Source organism: Clostridium sp. CM042 (genome assembly GCF_055080995.1).
On record NZ_CM143646.1, the window covers coordinates 3,703,779 to 3,730,199 of the forward strand.

At 30.7% G+C, this 26,421-nt stretch carries 28 protein-coding genes, 2 tRNA genes and 3 pseudogenes; 24 read left to right on the top strand and 9 right to left on the bottom strand.

The genetic code is table 11. The annotated features are described in order from the left end of the window. Positions 1-64 precede the first annotated feature (64 nt). From ACWJJ7_RS17580 to ACWJJ7_RS17595, 4 genes and pseudogenes are all read left to right on the top strand, one after another. Positions 65-793, top strand: a complete 729-nt coding sequence (locus ACWJJ7_RS17580) for a solute carrier family 23 protein (protein WP_462965037.1) — start codon at positions 65-67, stop codon at positions 791-793. Between the two features lie 374 nt (positions 794-1,167). Beyond that, the gene (locus ACWJJ7_RS17585; RefSeq protein WP_462963240.1) at positions 1,168-1,464 is read left to right on the top strand and encodes a DUF1016 N-terminal domain-containing protein; all 297 of its coding nucleotides are present in this window, start codon (positions 1,168-1,170) and stop codon (positions 1,462-1,464) included. Between the two features lie 51 nt (positions 1,465-1,515). Next, positions 1,516-1,686, top strand: a complete 171-nt coding sequence (locus tag ACWJJ7_RS17590) for a PDDEXK nuclease domain-containing protein (RefSeq protein WP_462963241.1) — start codon at positions 1,516-1,518, stop codon at positions 1,684-1,686. A gap of 11 nt (positions 1,687-1,697) precedes the next feature. Next, a pseudogene (locus tag ACWJJ7_RS17595) lies at positions 1,698-1,928 on the top strand (hypothetical protein); the annotation flags it as partial. Positions 1,929-1,936: 8 nt separating this feature from the next. On the opposite strand, the pseudogene ACWJJ7_RS17600 reads toward ACWJJ7_RS17595, so the two are convergent. Both ACWJJ7_RS17600 and ACWJJ7_RS17605 read right to left on the bottom strand, forming a co-directional pair. Beyond that, positions 1,937-2,212 (bottom strand): annotated as a pseudogene (locus ACWJJ7_RS17600) (DDE-type integrase/transposase/recombinase); the annotation flags it as partial. A 516-nt stretch (positions 2,213-2,728) separates the two neighbouring features. Further along, complete coding sequence (locus ACWJJ7_RS17605; RefSeq protein ID WP_462963242.1) at positions 2,729-2,950, bottom strand: hypothetical protein; 222 nt, start codon at positions 2,948-2,950, stop codon at positions 2,729-2,731. Between the two features lie 80 nt (positions 2,951-3,030). Here ACWJJ7_RS17605 and ACWJJ7_RS17610 point away from each other — a divergent pair, with 80 nt between their 5' ends. Then, a complete protein-coding gene (locus tag ACWJJ7_RS17610; RefSeq protein WP_462963243.1) occupies positions 3,031-4,089 on the top strand; it encodes a lactonase family protein in 1,059 nt (352 codons plus the stop codon). A gap of 986 nt (positions 4,090-5,075) precedes the next feature. Here the strand turns inward: ACWJJ7_RS17610 and ACWJJ7_RS17615 are convergent. Then, the gene (locus ACWJJ7_RS17615; RefSeq protein WP_462963244.1) at positions 5,076-5,450 is read right to left on the bottom strand and encodes an SLAP domain-containing protein; all 375 of its coding nucleotides are present in this window, start codon (positions 5,448-5,450) and stop codon (positions 5,076-5,078) included. Between the two features lie 283 nt (positions 5,451-5,733). Next, complete coding sequence (locus ACWJJ7_RS17620) at positions 5,734-6,138, bottom strand: lysozyme (protein WP_462963245.1); 405 nt, start codon at positions 6,136-6,138, stop codon at positions 5,734-5,736. Positions 6,139-6,263: 125 nt separating this feature from the next. Here ACWJJ7_RS17620 and ACWJJ7_RS17625 point away from each other — a divergent pair, with 125 nt between their 5' ends. Both ACWJJ7_RS17625 and ACWJJ7_RS17630 read left to right on the top strand, forming a co-directional pair. Next, entirely contained in the window at positions 6,264-6,752 is a 489-nt protein-coding gene (locus ACWJJ7_RS17625) for a spore coat protein (RefSeq protein WP_462963246.1), read from the top strand. A gap of 451 nt (positions 6,753-7,203) precedes the next feature. Then, complete coding sequence (locus ACWJJ7_RS17630) at positions 7,204-7,335, top strand: hypothetical protein (RefSeq protein ID WP_462963247.1); 132 nt, start codon at positions 7,204-7,206, stop codon at positions 7,333-7,335. A 192-nt stretch (positions 7,336-7,527) separates the two neighbouring features. On the opposite strand, the gene adc is transcribed toward ACWJJ7_RS17630, so the two are convergent. From adc to ACWJJ7_RS17645, 3 genes and pseudogenes are all read right to left on the bottom strand, one after another. After that, the gene (adc, locus tag ACWJJ7_RS17635) at positions 7,528-8,271 is read right to left on the bottom strand and encodes an acetoacetate decarboxylase (RefSeq protein WP_462963248.1); all 744 of its coding nucleotides are present in this window, start codon (positions 8,269-8,271) and stop codon (positions 7,528-7,530) included. 218 nt (positions 8,272-8,489) lie between these two features. Next, positions 8,490-8,795 (bottom strand): annotated as a pseudogene (locus ACWJJ7_RS17640) (aldehyde dehydrogenase EutE); the annotation flags it as partial. Next, positions 8,786-9,130 carry a hypothetical protein gene (locus tag ACWJJ7_RS17645; RefSeq protein WP_462963249.1) on the bottom strand — a complete coding sequence of 115 codons (345 nt, stop codon included), beginning with the start codon at positions 9,128-9,130 and terminating at the stop codon, positions 8,786-8,788. The gene ACWJJ7_RS17645 and the pseudogene ACWJJ7_RS17640, both read right to left, overlap by 10 nt. 563 nt (positions 9,131-9,693) lie before the next feature. Between ACWJJ7_RS17645 and ACWJJ7_RS17650 the strand changes: the two genes are divergently transcribed. Further along, positions 9,694-9,840 carry a hypothetical protein gene (locus ACWJJ7_RS17650; RefSeq protein ID WP_462963250.1) on the top strand — a complete coding sequence of 49 codons (147 nt, stop codon included), beginning with the start codon at positions 9,694-9,696 and terminating at the stop codon, positions 9,838-9,840. A gap of 8 nt (positions 9,841-9,848) precedes the next feature. Beyond that, positions 9,849-9,944, top strand: a complete 96-nt coding sequence (locus ACWJJ7_RS17655) for a helix-turn-helix domain-containing protein (protein WP_462963251.1) — start codon at positions 9,849-9,851, stop codon at positions 9,942-9,944. A gap of 320 nt (positions 9,945-10,264) precedes the next feature. On the opposite strand, the gene ACWJJ7_RS17660 is transcribed toward ACWJJ7_RS17655, so the two are convergent. Continuing rightward, a complete protein-coding gene (locus tag ACWJJ7_RS17660; RefSeq protein WP_462963252.1) occupies positions 10,265-10,465 on the bottom strand; it encodes a hypothetical protein in 201 nt (66 codons plus the stop codon). Between the two features lie 612 nt (positions 10,466-11,077). Then, positions 11,078-11,164, bottom strand: a tRNA-Leu gene (locus tag ACWJJ7_RS17665). Positions 11,165-11,444: 280 nt separating this feature from the next. Between ACWJJ7_RS17665 and ACWJJ7_RS17670 the strand changes: the two genes are divergently transcribed. The 15 genes from ACWJJ7_RS17670 to mreD all read left to right on the top strand — a co-directional run bounded on the left by ACWJJ7_RS17670 (position 11,445) and on the right by mreD (position 26,390). Beyond that, the gene (locus ACWJJ7_RS17670; protein ID WP_462963253.1) at positions 11,445-15,374 is read left to right on the top strand and encodes a 5'-nucleotidase C-terminal domain-containing protein; all 3,930 of its coding nucleotides are present in this window, start codon (positions 11,445-11,447) and stop codon (positions 15,372-15,374) included. Between the two features lie 273 nt (positions 15,375-15,647). Beyond that, positions 15,648-18,263 carry a DNA polymerase I gene (polA, locus tag ACWJJ7_RS17675; RefSeq protein WP_462963254.1) on the top strand — a complete coding sequence of 872 codons (2,616 nt, stop codon included), beginning with the start codon at positions 15,648-15,650 and terminating at the stop codon, positions 18,261-18,263. Positions 18,264-18,269: 6 nt separating this feature from the next. Then, positions 18,270-18,878, top strand: a complete 609-nt coding sequence (coaE, locus tag ACWJJ7_RS17680) for a dephospho-CoA kinase (protein WP_462965038.1) — start codon at positions 18,270-18,272, stop codon at positions 18,876-18,878. Beyond that, positions 18,875-19,435 (top strand): lytic transglycosylase domain-containing protein, encoded by a 561-nt coding sequence (locus tag ACWJJ7_RS17685; RefSeq protein ID WP_462963255.1) that lies wholly within the window; start codon positions 18,875-18,877, stop codon positions 19,433-19,435. Before coaE ends, ACWJJ7_RS17685 begins: the two co-directional genes overlap by 4 nt. Positions 19,436-19,555: 120 nt before the next feature. Further along, positions 19,556-19,637: transfer RNA gene (locus ACWJJ7_RS17690), tRNA-Leu, on the top strand. Positions 19,638-19,765: 128 nt separating this feature from the next. Then, entirely contained in the window at positions 19,766-19,888 is a 123-nt protein-coding gene (locus tag ACWJJ7_RS17695) for a hypothetical protein (protein ID WP_258280648.1), read from the top strand. A gap of 156 nt (positions 19,889-20,044) precedes the next feature. Next, entirely contained in the window at positions 20,045-20,548 is a 504-nt protein-coding gene (locus ACWJJ7_RS17700; protein ID WP_462963256.1) for a hypothetical protein, read from the top strand. 213 nt (positions 20,549-20,761) lie between these two features. Continuing rightward, a complete protein-coding gene (locus tag ACWJJ7_RS17705; RefSeq protein WP_462963257.1) occupies positions 20,762-21,277 on the top strand; it encodes a GNAT family N-acetyltransferase in 516 nt (171 codons plus the stop codon). Positions 21,278-21,533: 256 nt separating this feature from the next. After that, positions 21,534-22,268, top strand: a complete 735-nt coding sequence (locus tag ACWJJ7_RS17710; RefSeq protein ID WP_462963258.1) for an SPOR domain-containing protein — start codon at positions 21,534-21,536, stop codon at positions 22,266-22,268. A gap of 196 nt (positions 22,269-22,464) precedes the next feature. Further along, the gene (locus ACWJJ7_RS17715) at positions 22,465-22,725 is read left to right on the top strand and encodes a DUF4321 domain-containing protein (RefSeq protein ID WP_462963259.1); all 261 of its coding nucleotides are present in this window, start codon (positions 22,465-22,467) and stop codon (positions 22,723-22,725) included. Positions 22,726-22,735: 10 nt separating this feature from the next. Next, positions 22,736-23,311 (top strand): Maf-like protein, encoded by a 576-nt coding sequence (locus ACWJJ7_RS17720; RefSeq protein WP_462963260.1) that lies wholly within the window; start codon positions 22,736-22,738, stop codon positions 23,309-23,311. Between the two features lie 11 nt (positions 23,312-23,322). Further along, positions 23,323-24,009 carry a RadC family protein gene (gene radC, locus ACWJJ7_RS17725; RefSeq protein WP_462963261.1) on the top strand — a complete coding sequence of 229 codons (687 nt, stop codon included), beginning with the start codon at positions 23,323-23,325 and terminating at the stop codon, positions 24,007-24,009. A gap of 20 nt (positions 24,010-24,029) precedes the next feature. Beyond that, complete coding sequence (locus tag ACWJJ7_RS17730; protein ID WP_462963262.1) at positions 24,030-25,037, top strand: rod shape-determining protein; 1,008 nt, start codon at positions 24,030-24,032, stop codon at positions 25,035-25,037. Positions 25,038-25,039: 2 nt separating this feature from the next. Further along, complete coding sequence (gene mreC, locus ACWJJ7_RS17735; RefSeq protein WP_462963263.1) at positions 25,040-25,888, top strand: rod shape-determining protein MreC; 849 nt, start codon at positions 25,040-25,042, stop codon at positions 25,886-25,888. 10 nt (positions 25,889-25,898) lie between these two features. Next, positions 25,899-26,390: a rod shape-determining protein MreD gene (gene mreD, locus ACWJJ7_RS17740; RefSeq protein WP_462963264.1), complete on the top strand. Its 492-nt coding sequence runs from the start codon at positions 25,899-25,901 to the stop codon at positions 26,388-26,390. Positions 26,391-26,421 lie beyond the last annotated feature (31 nt).

A 26,421-nucleotide genomic window follows, 5' to 3' on the forward strand; every position in this document is an offset into this window, starting at 1 on the left:
TTAATAGATATTTCAAAGGGTTTATGCAAGCAACTTCGGTATTGTTAGGTTTGATTTTGGTACAATCTTGGCTTCTTTTATGGGAATGGTTGATGTTACTAATGTAACAAATGCAGGATGGTTTAAAGTTGTAACTCCATTTTACTTTGGACTTCCTAAATTTGAAATTGGGCCAATTATTACAATGTGTTTAATATCACTTATATTAATGATTGAAGCCGTTGGAGTGTTTCTTGGCGTAGCAAAAATTTGTGAAAAAGATTTAAAAAGAGATGAAATAGTAAGTGGTCTTCGTGGAGAAGGAATAGCTCAAATCTTTGGTGGTATTTTTAATTCCTTCCCATACAGTACTTTTTCTCAAAATGTTGGACTTGTTGCACTATCTGGTATTAAAAGTCGTTATGTTACAGTGTGCTTAGGTATAATTCTAATATTTCTTGGAGTTATTCCAAAGGTTGCTGCCCTTGCAACAATTATCCCGCATGCTGTACTTGGTGGTGCAACATTAGCTATGTTTGGTATGGTAGCAGTAGCTGGTATTAAAATATTATCGGATGTAGACTTTAACAAAACAGGTAATATGTTAACTGTTGCTTTAGCATTAGCAGTAGGTCTTAGCTCTAAACTTGCACCAGGAACCTTTGATCAACTTCCTTATGTACTTAAGTTTGTGCTTGACGATGGGATAGTTTCGGGAAGTATAGTTGCAATATTTGGCAATATGTTTTTCAATTACAAAGAAATGATGGAATCAGAAAGTAAGGTATCGGCTCCTATTAAACAAGCTATTTAACATAAATCATTTTATTAGTTTTTAGAAATGTTTAAAAAGTTATAAATAAAATTAAATAGAGATTTAAGAGGAAATTTAGAATATGAGTTAGGTATAATAAAGAGCATTCAATTTTGAGGTTGAGCGCTCTTTATTTTATTTATACATATTTATAAAGTTCGTTTTTGTACAAAAAATAGAACATATGTATGTAAAGAAAAACATTTGTTTTTGACTACACTATTGTTCGGTAATTTATCCAGGTGAGTTAGTATAGATAACCTGACATGTTGGTATATACCCTTAAATGAACTAATAAAAGAGCAGAAATTTCTGCTCTTGATGGTTTACAATATAAGAATATTTTGAATTAAAAGTTATGAAATATAAGTGCAATGCCAATTGTTAATGAAGAGATGAGTAAGGAATTAACAAATGAATATGGTAAGGGATATAGTCAGGCTAATTTATTCAATATGGTTAAATTATATGAATCAATTCAAGAGTTTGAAATTTTACAGACACTGTCTGTAAAATTGACTTGGTCACATTTGTTGAAGCTGATAACAATAGAAAATGACTTAAAGAAAGAGTTTTACATAACTATGTGTAATAATGAACGTTGGAGCGTAAGAACTTTAACAGATAGAATAAACTCTATGCTCTACGAAAGAACTGCAATATCTAAATAGCCAGAACTAACAATTGTTAATGACTTAAAGCAGTTAAGTGAGAAAAACAAGATGACGACAGAGTTGTTTTTTAGAGATCCTTATGTGTTAGATTTTTTAGAATTGAAGGATACATATTCTGAAAAAGATATTGAAAATGCAATACTTTCTGACCTTGAAAAGTTTATTTTAGAGATGGGAAAAATTTGTGGCAAAGGAATTAGAATAAATAAAAACATGTAAATTATTTATAAATGGGGGAGTTTGGGTTGGGGAATTTTAACTTTTTAAGTGGTAAGGAGAATTTTAAAGGTTTTACACCAGCGTGTATTGAAGCTGAAAAGAGTATATTAATAAGCCCAGCTACTTGTGCAATACTTACAAGAAGGGCTTTGGAGCTATCTGCTAAATGGGTATATAGTTTTAATCAAGATTTAAAAGTACCTTATCAAGATAATTTATCAAGCTTAATTTATGACAATAGTTAATATTCTTTAAAAGCGGAGCTTGTATATTGGCATCCCAAATCGCTATGAAGTATTAGAGGCTTAGTTGGTCTTTGTAGCTGTATACCATTTTTAACAGCCTGTAGGGTTAATGTAGTATCAATGAATTTAGACATAGCATGACCTATTATTTTTCTGCTATAAAGATCCATGACTGATGCTAAATAGCACCATCCATCTTTAATAGTATGGATGTAAGTGATATCTGTTACCCACTTTTCATTAACTGTAGTAGCTGTAAAATCTCTTTTTAAAATGTTTTCCTGCTCTATTATTTTATTTTTAGATGAAGTTGGTCTATATTTTTTTACTATTAAAGATCTTATCCCCAATTTTTTCATCAATCTTTGTGTTCTTTTTAAACTAATAGTTATCCCCAGTGCATTTAGTGATTAAGATTTGGCTAAAAAGGCTTCATAAAAAGTTCGATTTTTTATGTCTAAGATATTGACATAGATCCAATAAGTTGCTTTAACAAAAGCAGCTTATTTCTATAAATTTTAAGTTTTTGATATTAATGGAATAAATAAAGTGTTCATTTGGAGTATACGGCAGACGAACGCGAACTAATAGCCTTCAAAGTGGCATTATACGGTGGTAAATATACATATAATTAGTTCATTTAATACATTGATTTCAAACGAACACTTTAATACAAAAGTGTCGCAACAAACTATAGTTTTTTCATTAAATCTTTTTTTATACGTTCTAACTTATATCTTCTTTATAAATTTAAATTACAATATAAACTCCTAACAGATATACAGATTTCCAAATATTTAAGTCTGTATATCTGTTAATATTCCGTTGTTGTCAAAATATAAATACCTGTTATTAGCATAAACCCATTGCTCAGTCGATCCATCGGCTGTCGTAGTCTTATTAATACTTTGGGGGTTTCCCCATGTACCTTTTCTAACTGCATCAGCAGTCATACCTATTGTTGGTTCTTGTGTAGCTATAGCTTCTGCATTTGCCTGTGCAGTTAAAATAAAGAGCACTATTTTATGAATGATACATATAATAAATTAAGGTTAAATTATAAATTTAACCTTAATTCAATATTTTAAAGGAGATTTAAATGAATTGTAATGAAGATAATTCCATTAGCATGGTATTTTCTATGACCAATGAATTTAATAACAGTGTTATTGCTTTTATGCGCGATAGCATAGGAACGCTATCTTCCCCAAAAGTTTATAGAACAGGAGGAAATGGGACAGGCTTACAACAAACAGATCCCCTAGGATCTCAAGGGTCAATTGCTTTATCAAGTGATGGTAGTTTTCTCTTTGTGGTTAACGCTGGTAGTAATAGTATAAGTAGTTTTCGCGTGCGTCAGCACGACCTTACTCTTGTAGATGTAGTACCATCTGGTGGTATTTTTCCTAATAGCTTAACTATAAATAACCACAATCTTTATGTAACTAATTCCGGTAACCCTCCTCAATCCGTTGCCAATGTTACTGGTTTTCATATTAAAAAAGATGGACACCTTAGTATTATAAATGGTTCTCAAAGATCATTGAGTTCCGATAATGCTCAATCAAGATGTATTGCTTCAAGTCTTTGCCATGATAAACTTGTTGTAAGCGAAAATATAACCAATAATCTTAGTGTTTATGAAGTAAAGTGCAATGGGTGTCTAGAAGGTCCAATTGTAAATCCTTCTTATGGTATAGGTCCTTTTGGCTCAGTTTATCTCAATAATAATCTTTTGGTAGTTAGTGAAGTAGGCCCAAATGCATTATCATCCTATACCATTACAAATAATGGTATTCTTAATGTTATTAGTGGTTCTGTCTTAAATAATCAAACAGCAACTTGTTGGGTTTCAGTTAACCCTAATGGGAATTATGCTTATACGTCTAACGCTGGTAGTGGCACAATAACTCTCTATCGTATTAATCATGGAGGAACTTTGACTGTTGTTGAAAGTATACCAAGTACACCAAATGGAACAGGAGGTCCAATTGATAGTGGAATAGACAGATATGGGCAAAACTTTTATGTTTTAAATGGTATGGAAGGTTCAATCAGTGTTTTTAAAATTGAGAATAATGGACATTTAGTTCTATTACAGATATATCAAGATACAAAATTACCCCAAATTGGCACACAAGGAATAGCAATACTCTAAATTTCAATAAATTATACTTTTAAAATGCAAGTATAGTTTGAATATAGGAAAATACAAAGAGTAAATGTTAAAATATTTACTTTTTGTAAGTATATTTATACTAGGAACAATTTTTAAAATTAAACCTTGTTAAGTAGATATAGTTAAAAAGGCTAGTGTATTATCTACTTAACGGGGGTGTTTTTTTGATTAAACAATAAAAAACTATGAATAATTCGTTTGGAGTATACTACAAATGCAAATGTTTTATATTTGACTATAAGTTTCGACACCGTTGTATACATTGATTGAAGGCTAATTGAAGGTTATTATTTTAGCGTAGTCAATACCTTTAAGTTTTAACCCTCATAAGTAGTTTATTTATATAATTTAATTGCTCAGTAACATTTAATTTATTAAATCCTATCTTAACTATTATTAAACCTCAATTAATTATGTAATACTTTAGTAATGCATATTAAAATAAATTCGTGTTTGCTTATCAAATAAAGCAAAAATATTTCAATACCTTTTTCCTATACACTACCCCTAGTAGTTCTAGATAGGCCCCTTTTAGATACAACAAAATATAAAAATACGAATGGTTTAGAAAACCTCATATCAGATATTATATTGCAACTTTTAAGCTATATGGCCGAAAATGAAAGAACAAGAACAAGAGAACGCCAAAAAGAAGGTATAAAAATTGCTCTTGATAATGGAGTGAAATTTGGAAGAAAAAAATAAATGCTGGTGATAACTTTGAAATTATTTATACTCAATGGAAAGATAGAAAAATAACAGCTAAAAAAGCAATGGAGATTTAAACCTAAAAAACAACACTTTTTATCGAAGAGTTAAAGAGTATGAAAATATGAAATAATAAAAAAACCGGTATCTAATGGATTAATTTCCATCAAGTTACCGGTTTTTACACTTATGTTGGCGTCCCACCTATAAGTGTGCATAAAATCATATTACATTCTCAGCCTAATATAAAAAATCTTTTATTTAATAGAATTATAACCAATTTGAAAAAATAATTTTGCAAAACGTTCACACACCCAACCGTCTGATATTTTATACCACTTATAACCATTTACTTCTCTAGTTTCCCCAGCGTAATCTACTTTGACACCTTTTTTTAATGTTTTTACTTTATTTCCTTCACCTGGATTACTATAAACAGTTGCTCCTGAGTTATTTGTTATTTCTACTTTCCAAAATATTGATGGTACTACCCCAGCTATTGCTGGTTGTACTGTATCATAAGATGAATTTACATCTTCGTTTTGGGCAGCATTAACTGCAATATTGTTTGAACACAATGGAATTGAAGTACACATAAGTGTAATTGCCATTATTTTTTTTGATAATTTCATATTAAACCCTCCTATCTATTTCAAGACTCTATTACATATTATAGCATTAATTATAATTTATGTAAAATTATGTAATTTTATGAGTGATTAATATTAATTACTTAATGTTAGCAAGTGGGTTAGATTTAACTGCATCTCTAAGTTTTTCCTCGCTTTTTATCTAAAGTAATTAAAAAAAGAGCAACTTATTAAGCTGCTCTGAACATCTTTTGAATTATAGATTTCTCGAATAATCTCCATAAAGGAACATATCACATTCCTCATTTCTTCTATTTACAAGCCCCTACATTCTTTTACCTCCAGCATTGCACCAAACTGTAAAGTTCTCCCTTAAACTTTCATTTCTTACACCCTGACATACTCTATTATAAAGTGTAGAGCCGAATAACGCTCCTGTGCCACAATTATAAGCAAAGCTACATAGAGCATCAAATTGATTTTGTTTTAAAGAAACACCTATACTATCTAAATCAGCTTTAACTTTAGCAGTCATAGCATTTATTTCATCCATAAGGCAATCAGTAGATTGCCCTTTAGTACAACGACCTAAAGCAACTCTATCCTTTCTTATAGCTCCATATCCAATAGTGATAACACCAGTGCTATCATCATAAGAGTGATCGTAAAAGCCTTCATAAGATTTTACAAAGTCAACTAATTGGCTTGATACATAACCTGTTAATTCCAATTTGATGAAGTTGCAATATATATGACTAATTTAGAACATATTTGTATAATGTTATGGAATATTGGGTGGTGATTTTATGTATAAAACAACAAAATTGGCACAAAATAAGATTGGAGGTGTATATTATGGAAATACAGTTATCACAAAAAGAAAGAATGTTACTAGAGGATCAAAAAAGCCACGAACAAATTTGTATAGAAAAGTATACGAATTATGCAAATCAAACTAAAGATACCCAATTGAAACAAATATTTAATGCTAATGGGCAAGTAGAAAGAACACATCTTGATAGTATTAATCAATTATTAAACGGTAAAATTCCTCAAATGAACCAGCCGCAAAATCAAAGCTCAGGGCAAACTATGGGATATCAAGGTTCGACCACCAATATGAATAATACACAATCAGGTGGAGTAAATTTATCTGATGCTGATATGTGTACAGATTTATTAATGACAGAAAAATATGTTTCCGGAGCTTACGATACTACAATTTTTGAGTTTAGAGACACTAGAGTTCGTGATGTATTAAATCATATACAAAAGGAAGAACAAAAACACGGAGAAGCTATATTTCAATATATGGAAAGTAAAGGAATGTATAATGTTCAATAATCTTAATGAGTATACATACCATACGTCATCAGGGTTAAAGTAACTTGCATATGAAAATTATCATATGCAGCCAATAATAAAGAATGCGCATCAAACCTTATAAACTGATACCTATAGACTTAACATTTAAAAAATTGTCTAGTCTATAGGTACTTTTTGTATAATTAATATGAGGATAGAAGAGTCTACATTTAATAATATTAGCGAAATTTGCAAAATAGTTATCATTAATTAAAACATAATATTACAAGAAAATGCCAGGTTTCATGATATGATTTTATTATAAAAGTTAGATAAAGGCTCTATAAGGTACTCTTTTAAATTCATTCCACAAATAAATGATACTAATATCTCCTATAGAAATATAAAAAAGAGGAGCGAGGTGGTTTAGATATTAATAAATTATAAAATTAAGAATGGAACTCAAGCTAATATTAAAAATTTAGTCAAAATGGCACGAGCTAAAACTAGCTGGAGAAAAAGACTTGAGGCCGCTCCTGAACTAAAAAGATTGAATTATGAGCAACCAACAGGTATATTAACAAGATCAGTACTACGTGATTTACTGTTTAATAGCGGTTAGCTTAACTGTAAACGTTTTAAGAATTCGATTTAATTAATACTCCAAGATTGATTTATAGAACAAATGTTAATAAATATATTGCAAATAGTGTGCATTAACAACAATTAATATTTTGATCATCTATTATTTAAAAATACAAAAAAATACCGCCTGTCAGCTGGTGATATTTTTTTATGCAGTAATTTATCATAACTATTTTTTTAGATAATCATATATAACTTTAGGAGTAGGAAGGGTTAAGCTCGTAAGAAGATGAGAACAGGATACTATTTCTTTTACAGGTAGGTCATTAAATGGCGCCATAGCATGATCGAATAATTGTAATCTTGCAGTACCAGTCCATGCCTCATGTATAGTAATCTCCGTAATTTGTGTAGATATGAGCTCGCAAATTCTTTGAGTTCCATCATAATTAGGTACAATTTTTAGCATAAAATTAGGACGGCAAATTTCATTGCGTGCTTCATTTATATCTAAAGATTGGTGTTTATATCCCATCGTAGCAGTTAATACTCTTAATTTTCCATAATCTAATGTACCAACTAATGTATCTGAATCAACAAATAGTTTTGGATAACCAAGTTTTTTAGGGTAGGCACTAAGTTCTCTACCAACGGCAATAGCTGGATAATTATCTAAATACATCATATGCAAATAGTCACCTTTTATACCATTAAAACTTACAGGAATAACCTGGCCACATTCTGTATAAGCACCTAATCCACTTACATCCGGCATATACATCATTTCAAATCTAACTAAAGGTTCATCTAAATCTAAAGATAAAGGTTCCGGTACAACTTTTAGTAAGGCATCAGCACTTGTACGGTATACTATATTAAGATATTCACGGTTATGAAATCTATAGGGACCTCTAGGAAATGATGGAGCAGTAAGTGGTGTTGTAATTTGGTTAGATATTTCACTTTCTAACATAAAATGATCACTCTCTTTTCTTATTTATTATTATCAACACATTTTTTTACAAGTACTATATTTTGAAAGGTAAATTTTTATACATCCATAATCTATATTTCCTTTGGCACATAACTTGCAACCAAAGTTTGAAGTTATGTTCCGTGATTTACAATCTGCCCATCTTTAAAAATAGATTTTAAATCTTCCAGCTAAAATACACTGGCTCCATTAAAAAGTTAGTTTGCAAGCACACATCTCCTTTGTTTTGTAAAATTTCTTGCAGAGGTTATTCCTTCACCAGTAGGTCCAGCAATAGTGAAAGTTGTAAATCCTTCTGCACCAAAACCTACTCCAGCAAAGGATTTAGCATTCTTTACAAAAATAGTTGTATCTATTTCTTTTTCAAATCTATTTAAATTAGCGATATTTTTTGAATATATATATGCACTATGTCTTTTGTTTTGTTCCGCTATTTTTGCACACTCTATAGCTTCATCAATATCTTTAACTCTTACAATTGGAAGTATTGGCATCATAAGCTGATGGCTCTATTTATCATATCTACAGCAAACGCAACACATTTTTTTGCCCCTGGATGTCCATTAAACACGACAGAATTTCCGGCAGCTATCATACCTATACTATTGCATATAACAGTTTCCGTTGGATTACTTCTTATAAGCCGTTCTCTATCTTCTTTATTATAAGAAATAGTTAACGCCTTTTGTGCATATATTGCTTTGCAAATAGCAATTTTAACGTCTTCGAACACTCCTAAATATAAACCCTCATTGTTAGCTTGCTTAAATTTGATACCTTCATTTGTTATTACATTTAAATCTTTTGTTTGTGGTGATACTAATACATCTTTCATCATAGTTTTCCTCCTCGAATAATTAATTTTGTATTTAGTTTTTAATGAATTTCCAGTATTTCAACTAACTACAAAATGATAAAGATAACTGGAAATTATAATAATAGTATAGAATTGCTTCTAACCATCAATATTCATAATAAAAAATTGGCGTAGGGCTATTCGTTTTCTCCTTGTTGGCCACTTCGGTGGTACTTCTTATAAAATCGTTGTTCTGGTTACTAATCGATTAGCGTAGCAACTAATCCTAAAGAATACTAACTTAGTTCTTCATTTTATAACAAACATATTATAGTGAATAAGATATTTTATTTTTGTACAAATAGGATATTACCACTAATTAAACGAAAAATAAGATATAAATACAATAAATGTAATAGCGAGCATTTTAATCGTTACCAAACTACGCTGAGGTGAGATATATTTATCATATGATCTGTAAAGAATGATTCTATGGTTAATTTCCTGGAAATTCGAAGTTTTTAGGAAATCAGATTTCCAATGATTTAAAAAGTTTCGATTCACAAATTAATAAGAGACAAAAACTTGACTATACCATAAACAATATGCTAATTAACTTCTTATCTTATATAGCAGACAAGGAGAGGGAAAAAATACAGGGTAGAGTTATAGAAGGGCTAAAGAATGCTAAGGACAAGGGCATTAAGTTGGGTAGACCTAATAGAAGTTTACCTAAAGACTTCAAGAAGTAATATGGTAAGTGGAAAATAGAGAAGTAACAGGAGTTGAAGTTGCAAAGCTATTGAATATAAGCAGAGCCACATTATATCGACACATAAAAGAATATGAAATATAAGAGAGGGTTAACACCTTCTTTTTTTATGGAATGGATTAATTAACTCTTTATAATACATTGAACGTAACAAGTCAATACGATATGTTACATTCAAAACGAAATTTTTAAGCAATGGGCGATAGCCTCAAAGTGAAAGTAACACAATTACATTTGTGTTACTTTCACATTATTAATGTATACTTAATATAGTAAAACCCACATCTAATGATATGGGGTTACCTGCGACGACATATATGAATGTTGTGTATAAATTTTTTGCTTTTTTTGAATATGTATTGAATTAAACATATAAAAGCATAAAAATTATAATTTTTCCTTATCTATTTTTGAGTTATCTTAATTTCTTTTAAAATTAATGTTGTTGAAATTCCAACAACAGAAGAAAGATAGAGTATTGAAAAAATAATACTGTTTAAATAAGAGTGTTCTACGTCTCCACTTGCCCAAAAATCTCCGCATAATGCACTTATTATAAAACCTAAAATAAAAATTCCTGTACCTATTAATATAGATTTTTTCATAATATCGCTCTCCTTAACGTCTATATTTATTTTTTGCAATTTTATGATATTTATAAATTAATTATAGCATTGATTACAATAGATTTATATTCATTAATCTTGAAGAGTCAGTACTTTTGATTTCAATGATTGCGTTGGAGTAATCAAAAAAAATTATTATTTAATATAAAAGGGTGAAGGGTAAAGATATGCCTAATCCTTCACCCTTTTATATTAAATGCATTCACATTATTTTTAATTAGTACATAAATTTTTACTGATTAGAAATGTACATTATCTGCAATTTTAAAAATAATTTTAATAGAAAATTGCATTTTATCAGTTATATATTTAATGATTCATTTTCTTTATGTGAATGTGAATTCGCTAATAAGACATCAAGCGACAAGGATATTAACATTGTACACTGTACATTCAATGAGAATGTGTCTTAGATACTACAGAACAAGAGCAACTTCCATTGCTCTTGTTCTGTCTTTTGTTTTTTTTATAAAAATTTAATAAAGTATAAACTATTCGTTTGTATTACACCTGTACCATGCCTAAAATGTGTTAAAAGTAAGATGATAGTGGGCATAAAAAAAGACTTTCAAGAAATCCTTGAAAGTCTTATGGTGCCGAAGGCGGGAATCGAACCCGCACGGTATTGCTACCTCTGGATTTTGAGTCCAGCGCGTCTGCCAGTTCCACCACTTCGGCATGTCTGACAAGATGAATTTTAACATATATCTATAATTAATGCAATAGTTATAGTATATTTTTATTAATAAATTTTATATCTTAATGGATAGAGGTTTATGTTAAATATTAATATGTTGAAATAAATTACATAAATAAAACTATTTATAATAGAAGTAATATATTGTTTTAATAGACACTTAATGCTAAAATTAAAAGTAAGTTATATGTAATTAACATTATTTTTTAAATTTTGTTTAAAATTCTAGAGGCAAGAATAACAAAATAAGGAGGGATTTCATTGTTTAGAAAGAAACAGAAAAGAATACTTAGCTGGATACTGTCGTTAGCATTAATATTATTTAATTTCAACGGTGTTATTGGAACTCAAATTGTAGAGGCGGCTGGAATTGATACATCAGCAAATGTAAACGTTTCCGGGACAAGTTTAGATTCGAGTGTATTAAATCTAGGAATTGGAAAAGTAAATTCTCCATTAGTAAAAAAAATAGCTCCAGTTGATGCTACAAATAAAACATTTGATATAGTAGAAATTACAGATTTTCATGGACAACTTTTGGATTCAACTAATACAAAACCTGTAGGAGCAGCATTAGCAAAAGTAGTTAAAGATGTGAAAACTGCAAACCCTGGAAGAACACTTATCATTGGTGGAGGAGACCTATATCAAGGAACACCTACCTCTAATGTACTAAGAGGAGTTCCAGTTCAAAAGGTGTTATCAAATATAGGAATGGAAGTTACAGCTTTAGGCAATCATGAATTTGATTGGGGACTTGATATAATTAATACTGAAACTATGATTGGTGCAAATTACAATATTGTTTGTGCTAATATGTATAAAAAAGGGACAAGCAATAGACCATATCAGCCTTATAAGATAATTACTAAGGATGGTGTTAAAATAGCAGTAATAGGAGCAATACTTAAGGAAGCTCCAAGTATAATTATGCCAGCTTTAGTAGCCCCTTTTGATTTTAGGGATCCAGCTACAGAAATTAATACAGTTGCAAAGGAAATCAGAGATGGAAATCTAGCTGATATAGTATTAGCAGATGTACATGATGGTGGTTCATCACTTAATAATATGGTTAATAAATTACATGGCGTAGATGCGGTATTTGGTGGACATACACATAGTATTGGTGATGTTGTAAACAAAGATGCGGATGGTTTGGACGTACCTACATTAATTGCAGCGGCTACTGGTAAAGGTTTTATAAATTTAAAGATTACTGTAGATTCTACAAATAAAATAGTAGGTTTCTCACCTAAAGGTTCAAACTGGAAAGGAGTTACAGTGACAACTACATCAGCAACAGACCCAGATTGTAAGAAAATTGTTGATGATGCAAGTACGGCATTAATACCAATATTTAATGAAGTAATTGGAACTAATGACAATGCTTTAACTAAAAGCCAAGCTGACTCACCTTATGGAGAATCTCAACTTGGAAATTGGATGGCAGATGTTGTAAAGAATTTTTCAACATCACCAGCAGAGGTGGGAATGGTGAATAACGGAGGGATTAGATTAAGTCCAATTCCGGTAGGCGATATAACTGTTGGAACAATATTTAATATAATGCCATTTGATAATACGATTTGTACTACAACCATGACGGGTGCACAGCTGAAATTCATTTTTGAACAAGCGGTTCAAAATGATGGAAAAGGAATACAAATTTCGGGAGTTAAATTTGTATATGATTCTTCGAAACCATCGTATAAACCAGCTGTAGTAGATGCAAATGGGACAATCACAACACCAGAAATACCAGGTCAAAGAGTAGTTAGCATAATAAGAGAAAGCAACGGCACAGTTGTTAAGGATACAGACACACTAAAAGTAAATGCACCAGATTTTGTTGCTACTGGAGGGGACACCTTTACAGGGTTCTTAGTACCGGAGATAGTAGCTAGTTTAGTAGATTCGCATGAAAATGTAAGAGATGCTTTAAATGCTGACGTTAGAGCTAAGGGCAAGATGACAGTTGTAATGAAGAATAGAATAGTCAATCAAATAAAAGCTGTAGATCCTGAAGCAACTATTTCAGTAGTAGCAACTTCAGATGTACACGGAAATGTTCTAAACTTTGATTATGGAACAAATGCAGCGCCTTCAAAAGGGCAGGGACTTGCAAAGGTTTCAACTTATGTTAAGGGTTTAAGAGCAACTAATCCAAATGTTATGTTAATAGATAATGGAGATACTATTCAAGGAACTCCACTTGCTTATTACTATAATATGATAGATAAAACTACAACTTATCCAATGTCAGCAGTTATGGGAGCAATGGGATATGACAGCTGGACTCTAGGAAACCACGAATTTAATTATGGACTTGAAGTATTAAATAGAATTAAGGATGATGCGAAGGCTCAAGGTATCGACGTGTTATCTGCTAATACTTACAAAGCTGATAATATAAATTTTGTTAAACCATATACTATGAAGTCTTTTGTAGTTAATGGCAAAACAATTAGCGTAGCGGTACTTGGACTTACAACAAAAACTATATCTAGTTGGGAGGATCCAGATCATTATGATGGATTACATTTTAAGGATTTAGTAGACGAAGCTAAAAAATGGGTTCCAATAGTAAAGGCAGATGGAGCAGATGTAATAATAGTAGCTGCACATACTGGAGAAGAAGGAGTAGCAGATATTATTCCAGAAAATCAAGCTAAGGCATTGGCTACTCAAGTAAGTGGAATAGATGCTATAGTTGCAGGACATGCACATAGTACTTTAAATGACCTCAATTTAAAAAATTCAGAAGGAAAAGTAGTTCCAATATTGGAGCCTGGTAAATGGGCACAAAACGTTTCACAAATTGATATAGCGGTTAGTGCTGCAGGAATTGTTACAAGATTAACTACTAAAAACATAGCTATGGGCACTATCGCTGAAGATCCTGATATAGCAGCTTTAATTGCACCGTATCAAGCTAAAACTTTAGAATATACTTCAACAATACTTGGACAATCTACTGGAGAATATAAAGGAAAGAAGCAAATTACTGAACCAACTGAAATAATGGAGTTAATAAACAAAGTTCAAGCTGGTGCAGCTGGAACACAACTCTCAATAGCAGCTCCACTAAGTTTATCATCATATATTCCAAAAGGTGATATTACTATTAAGGATATTATGGGTGTATATGTATACGAGAATTTTCTTTATGGAGTTAAGATGAATGGAAAACAAATAAAAGATTGGATGGAATATACAGTAAGATACTACAAACGGACATCAGGTTCAACAGATCCAATAGTTAAGGACGCAGATCTTAATATTGCAGATTATAATTTGGATCAATTGTACGGAGCAAGTTATGACATCGACTTAACAGAGCCAGCAGGAGCAATTGATTCAGTTACTAAAAAAATGGTAGCTGGAAACAGAATTAAGAACTTAAAGGTCAATGGAAGATTGGTTAAGGATTCAGATGTATTTACAGTTGCAATAAACAACTATAGATACAACGGTGGCGGAGGATTCATGGCTGCTGCTGGAATAAGTAGCGTTGATACATCTTTAGTTACTTATGATTCAGCTAAAGCTCTCGGTGATGATGGTCAGGTTAGAAGTTTAATGATGAAATATGTTGAAGATAATAAGACTATAACACCATCTACAGCAAATAATTGGAAGATATCAGCATCATCAATACAGCAAGAGGTTCCTGTGACTGGAATATCACTTGAAAAAGCTTATTTTAGTATTAGTCCTAAGAGTAGTGAAACTTTAGAGGCAACCTTACTACCCGGTAATGCAACAAATAAAAAAGTAATATGGAAATCAAGTAATGCTTTAGTGGCGTCAGTTGATGATAATGGAAAGGTTACAGGACATAAAATTGGGTTAGCTAAAATAAGTGCTACAACCGATGATGGAAGTTATAAGGAAGAATGTACTGTTGCTGTTGCAAGTAAGTCTGTTAATAAAGTTAGAATAAATAAAAAGGATATAACTATAAAAGTAGGCAAAAATAAAAAATTAACAGCTTTAGTTGGACCGGGAAATGCAGATATTAAGGATGTAATTTGGACATGTGACAGTTCGATAATAAAAATTATTAAGAAGAATGGAAAGATTATTTCAGTAATTGGAATATCTACCGGAAAGGCTAAAGTAACGGTTACTTCACTAGATGGAGGATATAAGGCGACCTGCGACGTAACCGTTATCGATAAGAAAAAATAATTGTGGAGGCAGGTACATTTGTATCTGCCTTCATTTTATTTAAAGCGTTGATTTGTTATGAAATAATGTGAACATTTGATTTTTCTATAAAGATTGGGAATACTATGAATGTATAGTATTTTATGAGATGCAAAAGTAAGTTTCTGTTATCCTTTCTTTTTTTATTTATGAAACTACAGAGGAAGTTGATGTTTTTATTGATGAAGTATATTATAATGTAGAACATAACACAATATATAAAGTTATAAACACACTAGAAAGAAGGGATTTACAATGTCTAAGGAAAGACTATTAATTTTAGATGGCCATAGTCTTATGTATAGAGCTTTTTATGCATTACCAGCGCTAACAAATTCGGATGGCATATACACTAATGCAGTTTATGGTTTTACAACTATGCTTTTAAAGATGAAGGAAGAGTTTGAGCCAGATTATATTGTTACAACATTTGATAGGAAGGCGCCTACTTTTCGTCATGAAGAATATAAAGATTATAAGGCAGGTAGAAAAAAAATGCCTGATGAGCTCCTCGGTCAGTTTTCTCTAGTTAGGGAACTTTTAGAGAAAATGGCTATAGATATTTTTGAATTAGATGGCTTTGAAGCAGATGATTTAATAGGAACATTATCTGTATTTGCAGAAAAACAAGGACTCGAAGTTTTTATAATAACAGGAGACAGAGATGCACTCCAGCTTGCCACAGATAATGTTAAAGTTGTAATAAATAAAAAAGGAATGTCACAAAAGGAAATATATGATAGAAATCGAATAATAGAAGAGCTTGGAGTAACGCCTACAGAATTTATAGATGTAAAAGGGCTAATGGGAGACGCTTCTGATAATATTCCAGGTGTACCAGGAATTGGTGAAAAAACTGCTTATAAGCTTATTAAAGAGTATAAGAGTATAGAAAATCTTCTTATGAATATTGATAAGATTAGTGGCAAAAAACTTGTCGAAAATTTAACTACTTATAGTGAACAGGCTATTTTCAGTAAAAAATTAGCTACTATTATTACATGTGTGCCTATGGAAATGGAATTAAGTTCAATTAAATCAAAAGAAAAATACGATGTACGGGCTGTAAAAGATTTATTCTACAAATTACAATTTAAATCTTTAATAGGGAAAATACCAGATGATGAGGATTCAATCGAAGAAACATTTTCTGCGGATTTTACGGTAATAGATAAGTTATCGAAGCTTAAGGAAGTTATTAGTGAAATTAAAGATACAGTTTATATAATTTTTGATATTGCAAACGCTAATGTGTTTTCTAAAATTAGCGTAAATAACATATATCTTAATTATAAGGAAAAAAACTATTTGATTGTGGTTACTGATTTGTTTAATGAAGATGAAGAAAAAACTATAAGTTATTTGAAAACTATATTTGAGAGTAATGATATTAAAAAGGTAAGTCACGGCGTAAAGAATGCTTACACCGCGCTTAATAAAAAGGGCATTAAGTTACAAGGAGTAGAATTTGATACAGAACTTGGGGCTTATTTGCTTGATTCAGCTAAAAAGGAGTATAGCCTGGAAACTCTTATAGATAAAATTCTTAGAATCTGTATTATAGGCGAGGGTCATGAAAGAGAGATTAATAAAGTAGCACTACTAAAAGGGCTTTATGAAATATTAGAAAAGAAGATTGAAGAGTACAAAATGGAAGAACTTCTATATAAGGTGGAGCAACCATTAACAGAAGCTATATCATATATGGAGGCAGAAGGATTTACAATAGACAAGGATAGATTAGCGGAACTTGGCATAAAATTCGATCAAGATATAAAAGAAATGGAAAGCACTATTTTTGTTTTATCTGGAGAAGAATTTAATATTAAATCTCCAAAGCAACTAGGAAAGATATTATTTGAAAAACTAGATTTACCTGTTATAAAGAAAACAAAAACAGGATATTCGACTAATGCTGAGGTTTTAGAGGCACTAGCAGATAAGCATCCTATTATCACAGAAATTACAAGGTATAGACAGTTAACAAAGATTTTTTCTACTTATATAGAGGGGCTACAAGCAGTAATTGATACAGATTGTAGAATACATTCAAATTTTACACAAACAGTTACAACAACAGGAAGACTATCAAGTACTGAACCTAATTTGCAAAATATCCCTATAAGACATGAAATGGGTAGATCTATAAGAAAAGTATTCATACCGCACAATGATCAGTGTGTTATTTTATCTGCGGATTATTCACAGATAGAGCTTAGGGTATTAGCTCATATAGCGGAGGATGAAAATTTAATTGAGGCTTTCATTAAACATTGTGATATTCATACCAAAACTGCTTCAGAGGTATTTAATGTACCGATAGAAGAAGTTACATCGCTTATGAGAAGTAATGCAAAAGCTGTAAATTTCGGAATAGTATATGGTATTGGAGAATTTAGCTTAGCAAAAGACTTAAATATATCTAGAAAAGAAGCTAAAACATACATAGAAACATATTTTGAAAGATATCCAAATGTTAAAAAATACATGGAGAATATAGTGGTTGAAGCGGAGAAGAATAATAGCGTTACTACAATAATGAATAGAAGAAGGTTTATCTATGAAATAAATTCAACAAACAAAATTGTGAAGTCCTTTGGCAAAAGACTTGCTATGAATACGCCGATACAGGGAAGTGCAGCAGATATTATTAAACTTGCTATGGTAAATGTATTTGATAAATTAAAGCAGGAGGGGTTAAAGAGTACTTTAATTCTTCAAGTGCACGATGAATTAATATTAAATGTATATAAGGATGAGCTTAAGCAAGTTGAGAATTTGGTTAAGGAACAGATGGAAAATGTAGTTGAACTTTCAGTTCCGCTAGAAGTAGAAATAAGCATTGGAGAAACTTGGTATGAGGCAAAATAGTTGAAAATGATAAAGGTTGGAATAACAGGTGGAATCGGTAGTGGAAAGAGCACAGTGACTAATATGCTAAGAGATAAGGGTCTTCCCGTTATTGATGCAGACATTGTAGCTAGAGAGGTTTTTATAATATACCCTGAGATGATGAGTAGAATTAAAGGTGAATTCGGGTATGAGTTTTTTGACAAAGAAGGTAATCTTAATAGGAAAGAGTTTGGAAACTATATATTTAAGAGTGATACTCGAAGAAAAAAACTTGAAAGTATAATGATGCCGTTTATAACAAAAGAAATACAAGACAGAATAAAAATGTACGAAAAAGATAATTGGCAATTTTGCTTTTTAGATGCACCTACTTTAATAGAAAACAATTTTCATACTAGTATGGATGTAACTATTTTAGTGTGGGTTGGTAGAGATGTTCAAGTACAAAGGGTTATGATTCGAGATGATCTAAGTTTAGATGAAACAGGAGATAGAATAAGAGCTCAAATGCCAATAGATGAAAAGAAAAAATTTGCGGATTTTGTTATTGATAATAGTGGAAGCGTTGAAAATACAAAGTTACAACTAGAATTGATTATTACGCAGTTAGAAAGGTTAGAAGTGAAGTTATGAAATTTAAAAAAATTGTAAAAATCTTAATCTTAATTTTTTTGGTTATTATAGTGATTAATATTAAAAGCATTTTTAAAAGTTTTTACCCAATAAAATATGGAAATCAAATAATTAAGTATTCGCAAAGGTACAATGTGGATCCTTGTTTGGTTGCAGCTGTAATTAGGGCAGAAAGTAATTTTGATGGAAACGCTGTTTCTCCAAAAGGTGCCTATGGGCTTATGCAGATAATGCCTGATACTGCATTGTGGGTTGCAGAAAATATGAAATTAAAAGATTTTGATGTGGAAAAGTTATATGAAAGCGAAATTAATATTGCTATGGGATGTTGGTATATTAATAATTTAAACACTGAATTTAATGGAAATATAGACTTGGTGTTGGCAGCTTACAATGGTGGACGTGGAAATGTACAAAAATGGCTTAAGGATAAAGAATACTCTAGCGATGGAAAAACATTAAATGCGATACCTTTCGGGGAAACAGATAAATATGTAAAAAAGGTAAAGACAAATTATAATATTTATTTAAAATTATATGGTGATGAAATCCAGTAAAAACAGGAAAAAACTATTGACAATTTATAATAAACTAATATATAATCAATATTGTAGTTAAAAGTTTTAAAATACATATGACTATAAGATTTGATCCTTTATATTAAATAAACAATATTTGCGATAGTGGCGGAATGGCAGACGCGCACGTTTAAGGGACGTGTGGGAGACCATACGGGTTCAAGTCCCGTCTGTCGCACCAAAAATTTATATTACTTTAAAAGAGAGGTAGAAATACCTCTCTTTTTTTTATTGCAAAGATCAAAATATATGAAAAGTGAATTTTTAAAAGAAATATGGAAAAACTAACATCTGAAAGAGGTGTTATTTATGAAAAACAAAAACAATAATTCTAATGAAAAACAGGAGAAGCCACTTAAAAATAAAGAAAATAATCCAGTTACTATAAATGGTGATAGTAACATGAGAAAGCCTGTAAGAGGATTAAAGTAGAGGCGCTGTAAAATCGGGCACTATAAAAAGCAGGTGTTTTAAAGAGGGTGTAATTACATCCTCTTTATTTTTTTTGCATATTGTCATAAAATTAGTATCAAAACACGGCCTCTAGCATAAATTGTTAATGTGTTAAGTTATAAAGGGAGGGCAATTATGAAACTAGAGGACGGAAATATTGAAGATATAGATATGAAGGAAGATTATGAAATGGTTCCACTAGAACCCATGATGTACGGATATGGACAAATGAATATGATGCCGAATATGGGTATGAACCCAAACATGGGAATGCCAATGGGTGATATGCAGGATGTAAATCCTAATATGGGGATAAATTCGCTTATGGGAATGAACCAATTTAATGAAGACATGTTCATGAATGGCGTTAATCCAAAGGGTATGATGTATGGAGATATATCTATGAACGATTATGAGCAGGGGAATGAATCTTTAAGGCAACTGGATAATTATCAAGATAGAGCCCACTTTGACAAACCTAATCCCAAATACAATGATGTTGAGTCTATTGTAAGAAGAATTGAGCGGTATAACCCTGCTATATTTAGGAGGTTAAATAGGTGTGGGATACCATATTTAGAAGCCAAAGAAATAGTTAGAAGAATTGTTAAAGTAACACTTATGTACAGAGATGAATAAAAAATAGTAATCATTTAACATAAAGAAAAACAAAATTCATTTATAACCCTATAAAAACTTATAGGGTTATTTTATTTGCAATGATTTTCCAAGAAAATGAAAATATAGCTGTATTAATATAATTTTTTTTGAAGGGTATTTAAAAGTAACGTAGAATTTAATTATTAAAGAGGCATTAAATGTTAAAGAAGAGTAAATTGAAGAGGTGTAACTATGTTTAATATAGATATTAAATTTGATGATGTTAGCATTATGAATGTAGAAAAAGAGGATATTTTGAAAATTAAAAATTGGATTAATAAACAGCAAGCTTTTAATAGAAAGGCAAGATTAAATTATGATATTAAGGAATTTTACGAAAGGTATTTAGAGTGTTATGTGAGCGAGGGGGAGTACTTTCTTAAAGTGTTAAGTGGTAGTGAACTTATAGGTATTATAAAAGGTAGAATAGAATTTAAAAATCCAAATGAAGTATGGATTATGTGTTATTTAATAGAAATTAGACTATATGATGTTGATATATCAAACACAATTATTAATAAGTTTTCTAAACATTTACATGAAAATTATGGGATGTATAATTTCTATACTTTTGTTTCAGCTAATAATAATGCAATGGTGGAATTTTGGGAACGCAATAACTTTGAGCAAAGTAGGGTAACGAGTAATTTTTTAGAGATAGATAGAGAAGACAAGGATATAATAATTCTTAAAAAAATAATTCAATAATAATAAAATAGCATATATATTATTATTATTATTATTATTGAATTATAGAAATCTAGTATAGGACTATTTAAAACAAGTGCATAACATATATATTTCTTTTTTCATTCTAAAATCAGTTTTAAAATAATAGTATTTTAAATAAGGTATCTAAAAAAAATAGACTACAACTTAATGACATTTCAGCTCCGCAGGAGATGATTTAAGTAGTTATTTTAAAAAAGATGCTTAAAGATTTATTAAGTTAGGGGATGATAAAGTGAGATATACTAGATATAATTATAAGACACCTAGGAAAAATAATAATTTCATGATGGTAATTACATTAACTTTAATAGTAGCCATTGCTTTGGGCACGATTTTGTCCAAGTTAATACCTAATAATAACGTAAAAACGGGTACAGGTGATAAAACTACTAAAACGGATATAGTAAAAGAGAGTAAAGTAAATAAAGACAGCGTAGATGTTTCTAAGGTGATTCCTCAAACGAATATTAAAGATTATGTAGCAATACAATGTGGCGTTTTTAGCGCGAAGGAAAATGCTTTGATTTTGAAAAAAAGTTTAATGGAGTTTAGTACACCTTTTATTATTGAAGAAGATAAATTATATAAAGTTTTGTTTGGTGTTTATCCTAAAGATGGGATTGGCAATATTATTAAACAACTTGATGCAAAAAAAATAAGTTATACTAAAATTAATTTTCAACTGAGTGGAAAGGATTCAACAAGTGCACAAACCAATGAAATGATAAGTGCCGACCTTAAAATATTAAATAAACTTTCAGAAAAAGATACTAAATCAATTAAAACTGTAGAATTAAAAAAATGGATAAGTTCTTTAAAGGGTGCAGATGAAAAAAGTGTGAATTATGGTGCCATGACTGAAATGAAATCATATTTAACTGCAATGCCAGCGGAATTAAAAAAGGAAAAAACAGAGGAAGGGTATATCTACATCTATAAATTTATAAAGAAAATATTAAAGAAGTAAAATTAAATAAAAATTTTAAAATACAAATAGATTATTTGAATCTAATTGTATTTTTTTTATCTAAATACTAGTAGATATCTTTGCAAATTAATAAATTATAATTATAAACTTTTTTTGAATATTAAATTTTTACACTTGTGTATGAATTTATTAAATGTTAAAATGTATAGGATATAAGTAAAGTGGGGGGTACAATTTGAAAAGTGCAGAAAGAAGAAATCCGTATTTTATTTTTTTTATACTGATTGGAGCTATTTCTGGAAGTGTTATAGGTGAGCTATTAGGAGATAACGTAAGCGCACTCAAATTTTTAAAGAGTACATACACCATAGGAATGAATACTCCAATGCTTATAGATTTTAAAGTATTAGCAGTAACTTTCGGTATAAATTTTAATATTAATATAATGTCTATTATAGGCATTGTTTTGGCAATAATATTATATAGAAAATATTAGGAGTGATGTAGTGGATATTATTCTAGCTTCTGCATCTTTGCGTAGGGTGGAACTTTTAAAAAAAATAACTAGTAATTTCAAGGTAATAGTAAGTGACTTTGAAGAGAGTGACATATTATTTTCTGGGAATTGTGGGGACTACGTTATGACCTTAGCAAAAGGAAAGGCTATGGCTATTTGTAGTAGCGTTAAAAAACCAGCTGCTATAATAGGGTGTGATACTATTGTTTATTTCAAAGGCAAAGTGCTTGGTAAACCTAAAAATAACAAGCAAGCTTTTCAAATGATTAGTGATTTAAGTGATAATACACATGAGGTATATACAGGAATTGCAGTAATAAACACCGAAACTCAAGAGATTAGTACTGAGTATGTTTGTACGGAAGTGAAATTTTCAAAATTATCTTTGATAGAAATAAACAATTACATAGAAAAGGGAGAGTCACTTGATAAAGCTGGAGCTTATGGAATACAAGGATCAGCATCTCTATTTGTTGAAGAAATAAAGGGATGTTACTATAGTGTGGTGGGGCTACCAGTAAATAAATTATATTTTATGTTAAGGGAGATGGGGGTCAATCTATAAAGGAGTTGTTTATGGGTATGACGTGCAAAATCATGGATTTGCCTCAAAATGAAAGACCGAGGGAAAAATTGCTAAGATACGGTGCTGAAACTTTATCCAACGATGAGTTATTAGCTATAATACTTAGAATAGGATCAAAAAATGAAAATATTATAAGTCTTTGTGGTAGAATAATTTCTGAGTGTGGCGGACTAAATGGACTTCTAAGTTCAAGTGCAGAGGAATTTATGAATTTAAAGGGTGTTGGAAATGCTAAAGCAACACAACTTTTAGCACTTACAGAAATTTCAAAAAGATTTAGAAGCTTTAAATCAGGAGAAGATTACAAAATTACTTCCCCAAAAGATGTTGCAGAATATCTTATGGAAGAAATGAGATATTTAAAAAAAGAATATCTTAAATTAGTTATGCTAAATACAAAGAACGTCATTATAAGCATAAAAGATATCTCAATTGGTAATTTAAACACTTCAATAGTTCATCCAAGAGAAGTTTTTTACGAAGCTATTAAAAAATGTAGTGCTTCCGTGGTTATTTGTCACAATCATCCGTCTGGAGATCCAACTCCTAGCAAGGAAGATATAAACATTACTATAAGACTTAAAGAATGTGGTAAATTACTAGGAATTGAAGTGCTTGATCATATAATTATTGGTAATGGAACTTATACGAGCTTAAAAGAAAAAGGAATACTTTAGATACGAAGGGAGAAATTATAATGGGAATATTTGGAACATCTCGAGATATGGGAATAGATTTAGGAACAGCGAATACATTAGTTTACTTGAAGGGGAAAGGAATTGTACTAAGAGAACCTTCTGTTGTAGCTATAAATATAAATACTAATAAGGTATTAGCAGTTGGTGAAGAAGCTAAACAGATGATAGGTAGAACACCAGGTAACATTGTTGCCATTAGACCTATGCAGGATGGAGTAATTGCAGATTTTGAGATTACTGAAAAAATGCTTAGACACTTTATAAATAAAATTAGTTCAAAAGGTCTTACAAGTCCAAGAATTGTAGTTGGATTTCCGTCTGGTGTAACTGAGGTTGAAAAGAGAGCGATAGAGGAAGCAACTAAAAGAGCAGGTGCAAGAGAAGCTTATTTAATGGAAGAACCAATGGCAGCAGCAATTGGAGCTGGACTTCCTGTAAATGAACCAACTGGAAGTATGATAGTGGATATTGGAGGCGGAACTACAGAAGTGGCAATAATTTCATTAGGTGGAATTGTAACAAGCAAGTCTCTAAGAGTGGCAGGGGATAAGTTAGATCAATCAATAATAGCCTTTGTTAAGAAACAGTACAGCCTTATGATAGGTGAGAGAACTGCGGAAAATATTAAAACGGAGCTTGGATCAGTATATGAGCTAGAAGATGATGAAATGAGTATGGAAATAACAGGAAGAGATTTAATAACAGGGTTACCAAAAGTGATAGAAGTAACGCAAAAGGAAGTAAGAGAAGCACTTAGTGAGCCAGTTCAAGCAATAATTGAGGCAATAATAACAACCCTTGAAAAAACCCCACCAGAGCTTGCGTCAGATATAATGGAAAAAGGAATTATGTTAACTGGAGGCGGCGCGTTATTAAAAGGAATAGATACACTTATAAATCACGAAACGCATATGCCTGTACACATAGCTGAAAATCCACTTGATTGTGTTGCTATAGGAGCAGGAAAAGCTCTCGTTAATATAGACGTCATGAGTAAAAGAAGATAAATATGGGATTTTTAAAAAATAAACTGGCAGTAGTTATTATAATACTGTCAGTTACATTTTTATCTTTAATAGGATATAGTGCGAATCGAGAAAAAATATCTTTCGTGGAGAATGGTGTGGGTGTAACGATAAATTCAGTGCAGGGTATATTTTATGGTGGGTTTCATAAAATAAAGGGTTCTTTTAAATTTATAACAAACTACTCAAAGGTTAAAGCGCAAAATGAAGAACTTCTAAAAACTAATAGCGAGTTACAAGTTAAATCATTAGAATATGATACTTCAATAAAAGAGAATGAAAGATTAAGAAAAATGCTTAATTTTTCAAAACAAAGAGATGAATACAACTATGTAGGTGCTGACATTAGAGGATTAAGTGGAAATAGTTTTTCAGATGGATTTATAATAAATAAAGGCACAAATAAAGGCATAAAAAGAAACATGATAGCTATGACTGGAGACGGTCTCGTAGGTCAGGTTACATCTGTTGGTGATGATTGGGCCACCGTTCAATGTTTATCTAATGAAAATATTGCAGTGGCAGGTCTTGTTCAAAGTACAAGAGATAATAATGGTATGGTTAAAGGCTATAAAGACGAAAACAATAAATTACTAGCCGAAATACAGCATCTATCTGTGGATTCGGGTATAAAAAAAGACGATATAATAGTAACATCTGGTCTCGCTGGCAAATATCCAGCTGAAATTAGAATTGGAAAGGTACTAAGTGTTCATGAGGATAAAGGTGAAGTAATGAAAAGTGCTATAATAGAGCCATATGTTGACTTTTCAAAAATTGAAGAAGTTTTTATTGTGGTACCAAAAAATGATACAGGAGAAATAAAATATTAGGAGTTGTAGTATGAAGAGAATATTAACAGTAGTATTTTTATGTATTCTATTTCTAATATTAGATAATACTTTGATGCCTTTACTTAAAATAAACGGTGCATACCCAAGTTTAATATTTACTTTTGCACTGTGTTATTCGATTGCTAGTTCTCCAAAAGACGCAGTAATAATTGGAGTTTTTACTGGCGCACTACAGGACATCTATTTCTTAAATGGATTCGGAATAAATATGTTAAGCAATATGCTTATGTGCGCTATAGCTGCAAACATAGGTAAAAATATATTTGTTGAAAAATCATTTTTGCCAATAGTTTCAACTTTTGTGTTAAGTTTAGTAAAAGGTATAATAGTATTTTCTATATTGTTTTTGATAAAGCAATATACACATATGGGAGTAGTATTATATCATGGAATATATAATCTAATAGTATCTATTTTTATGTATAAATTCACATATAAACTTTCTCAAAAGGAATATATGAAGAAAGAGTGGAAATTTTGATGCAGTACATTTATATGATTTTTAAAAGGTT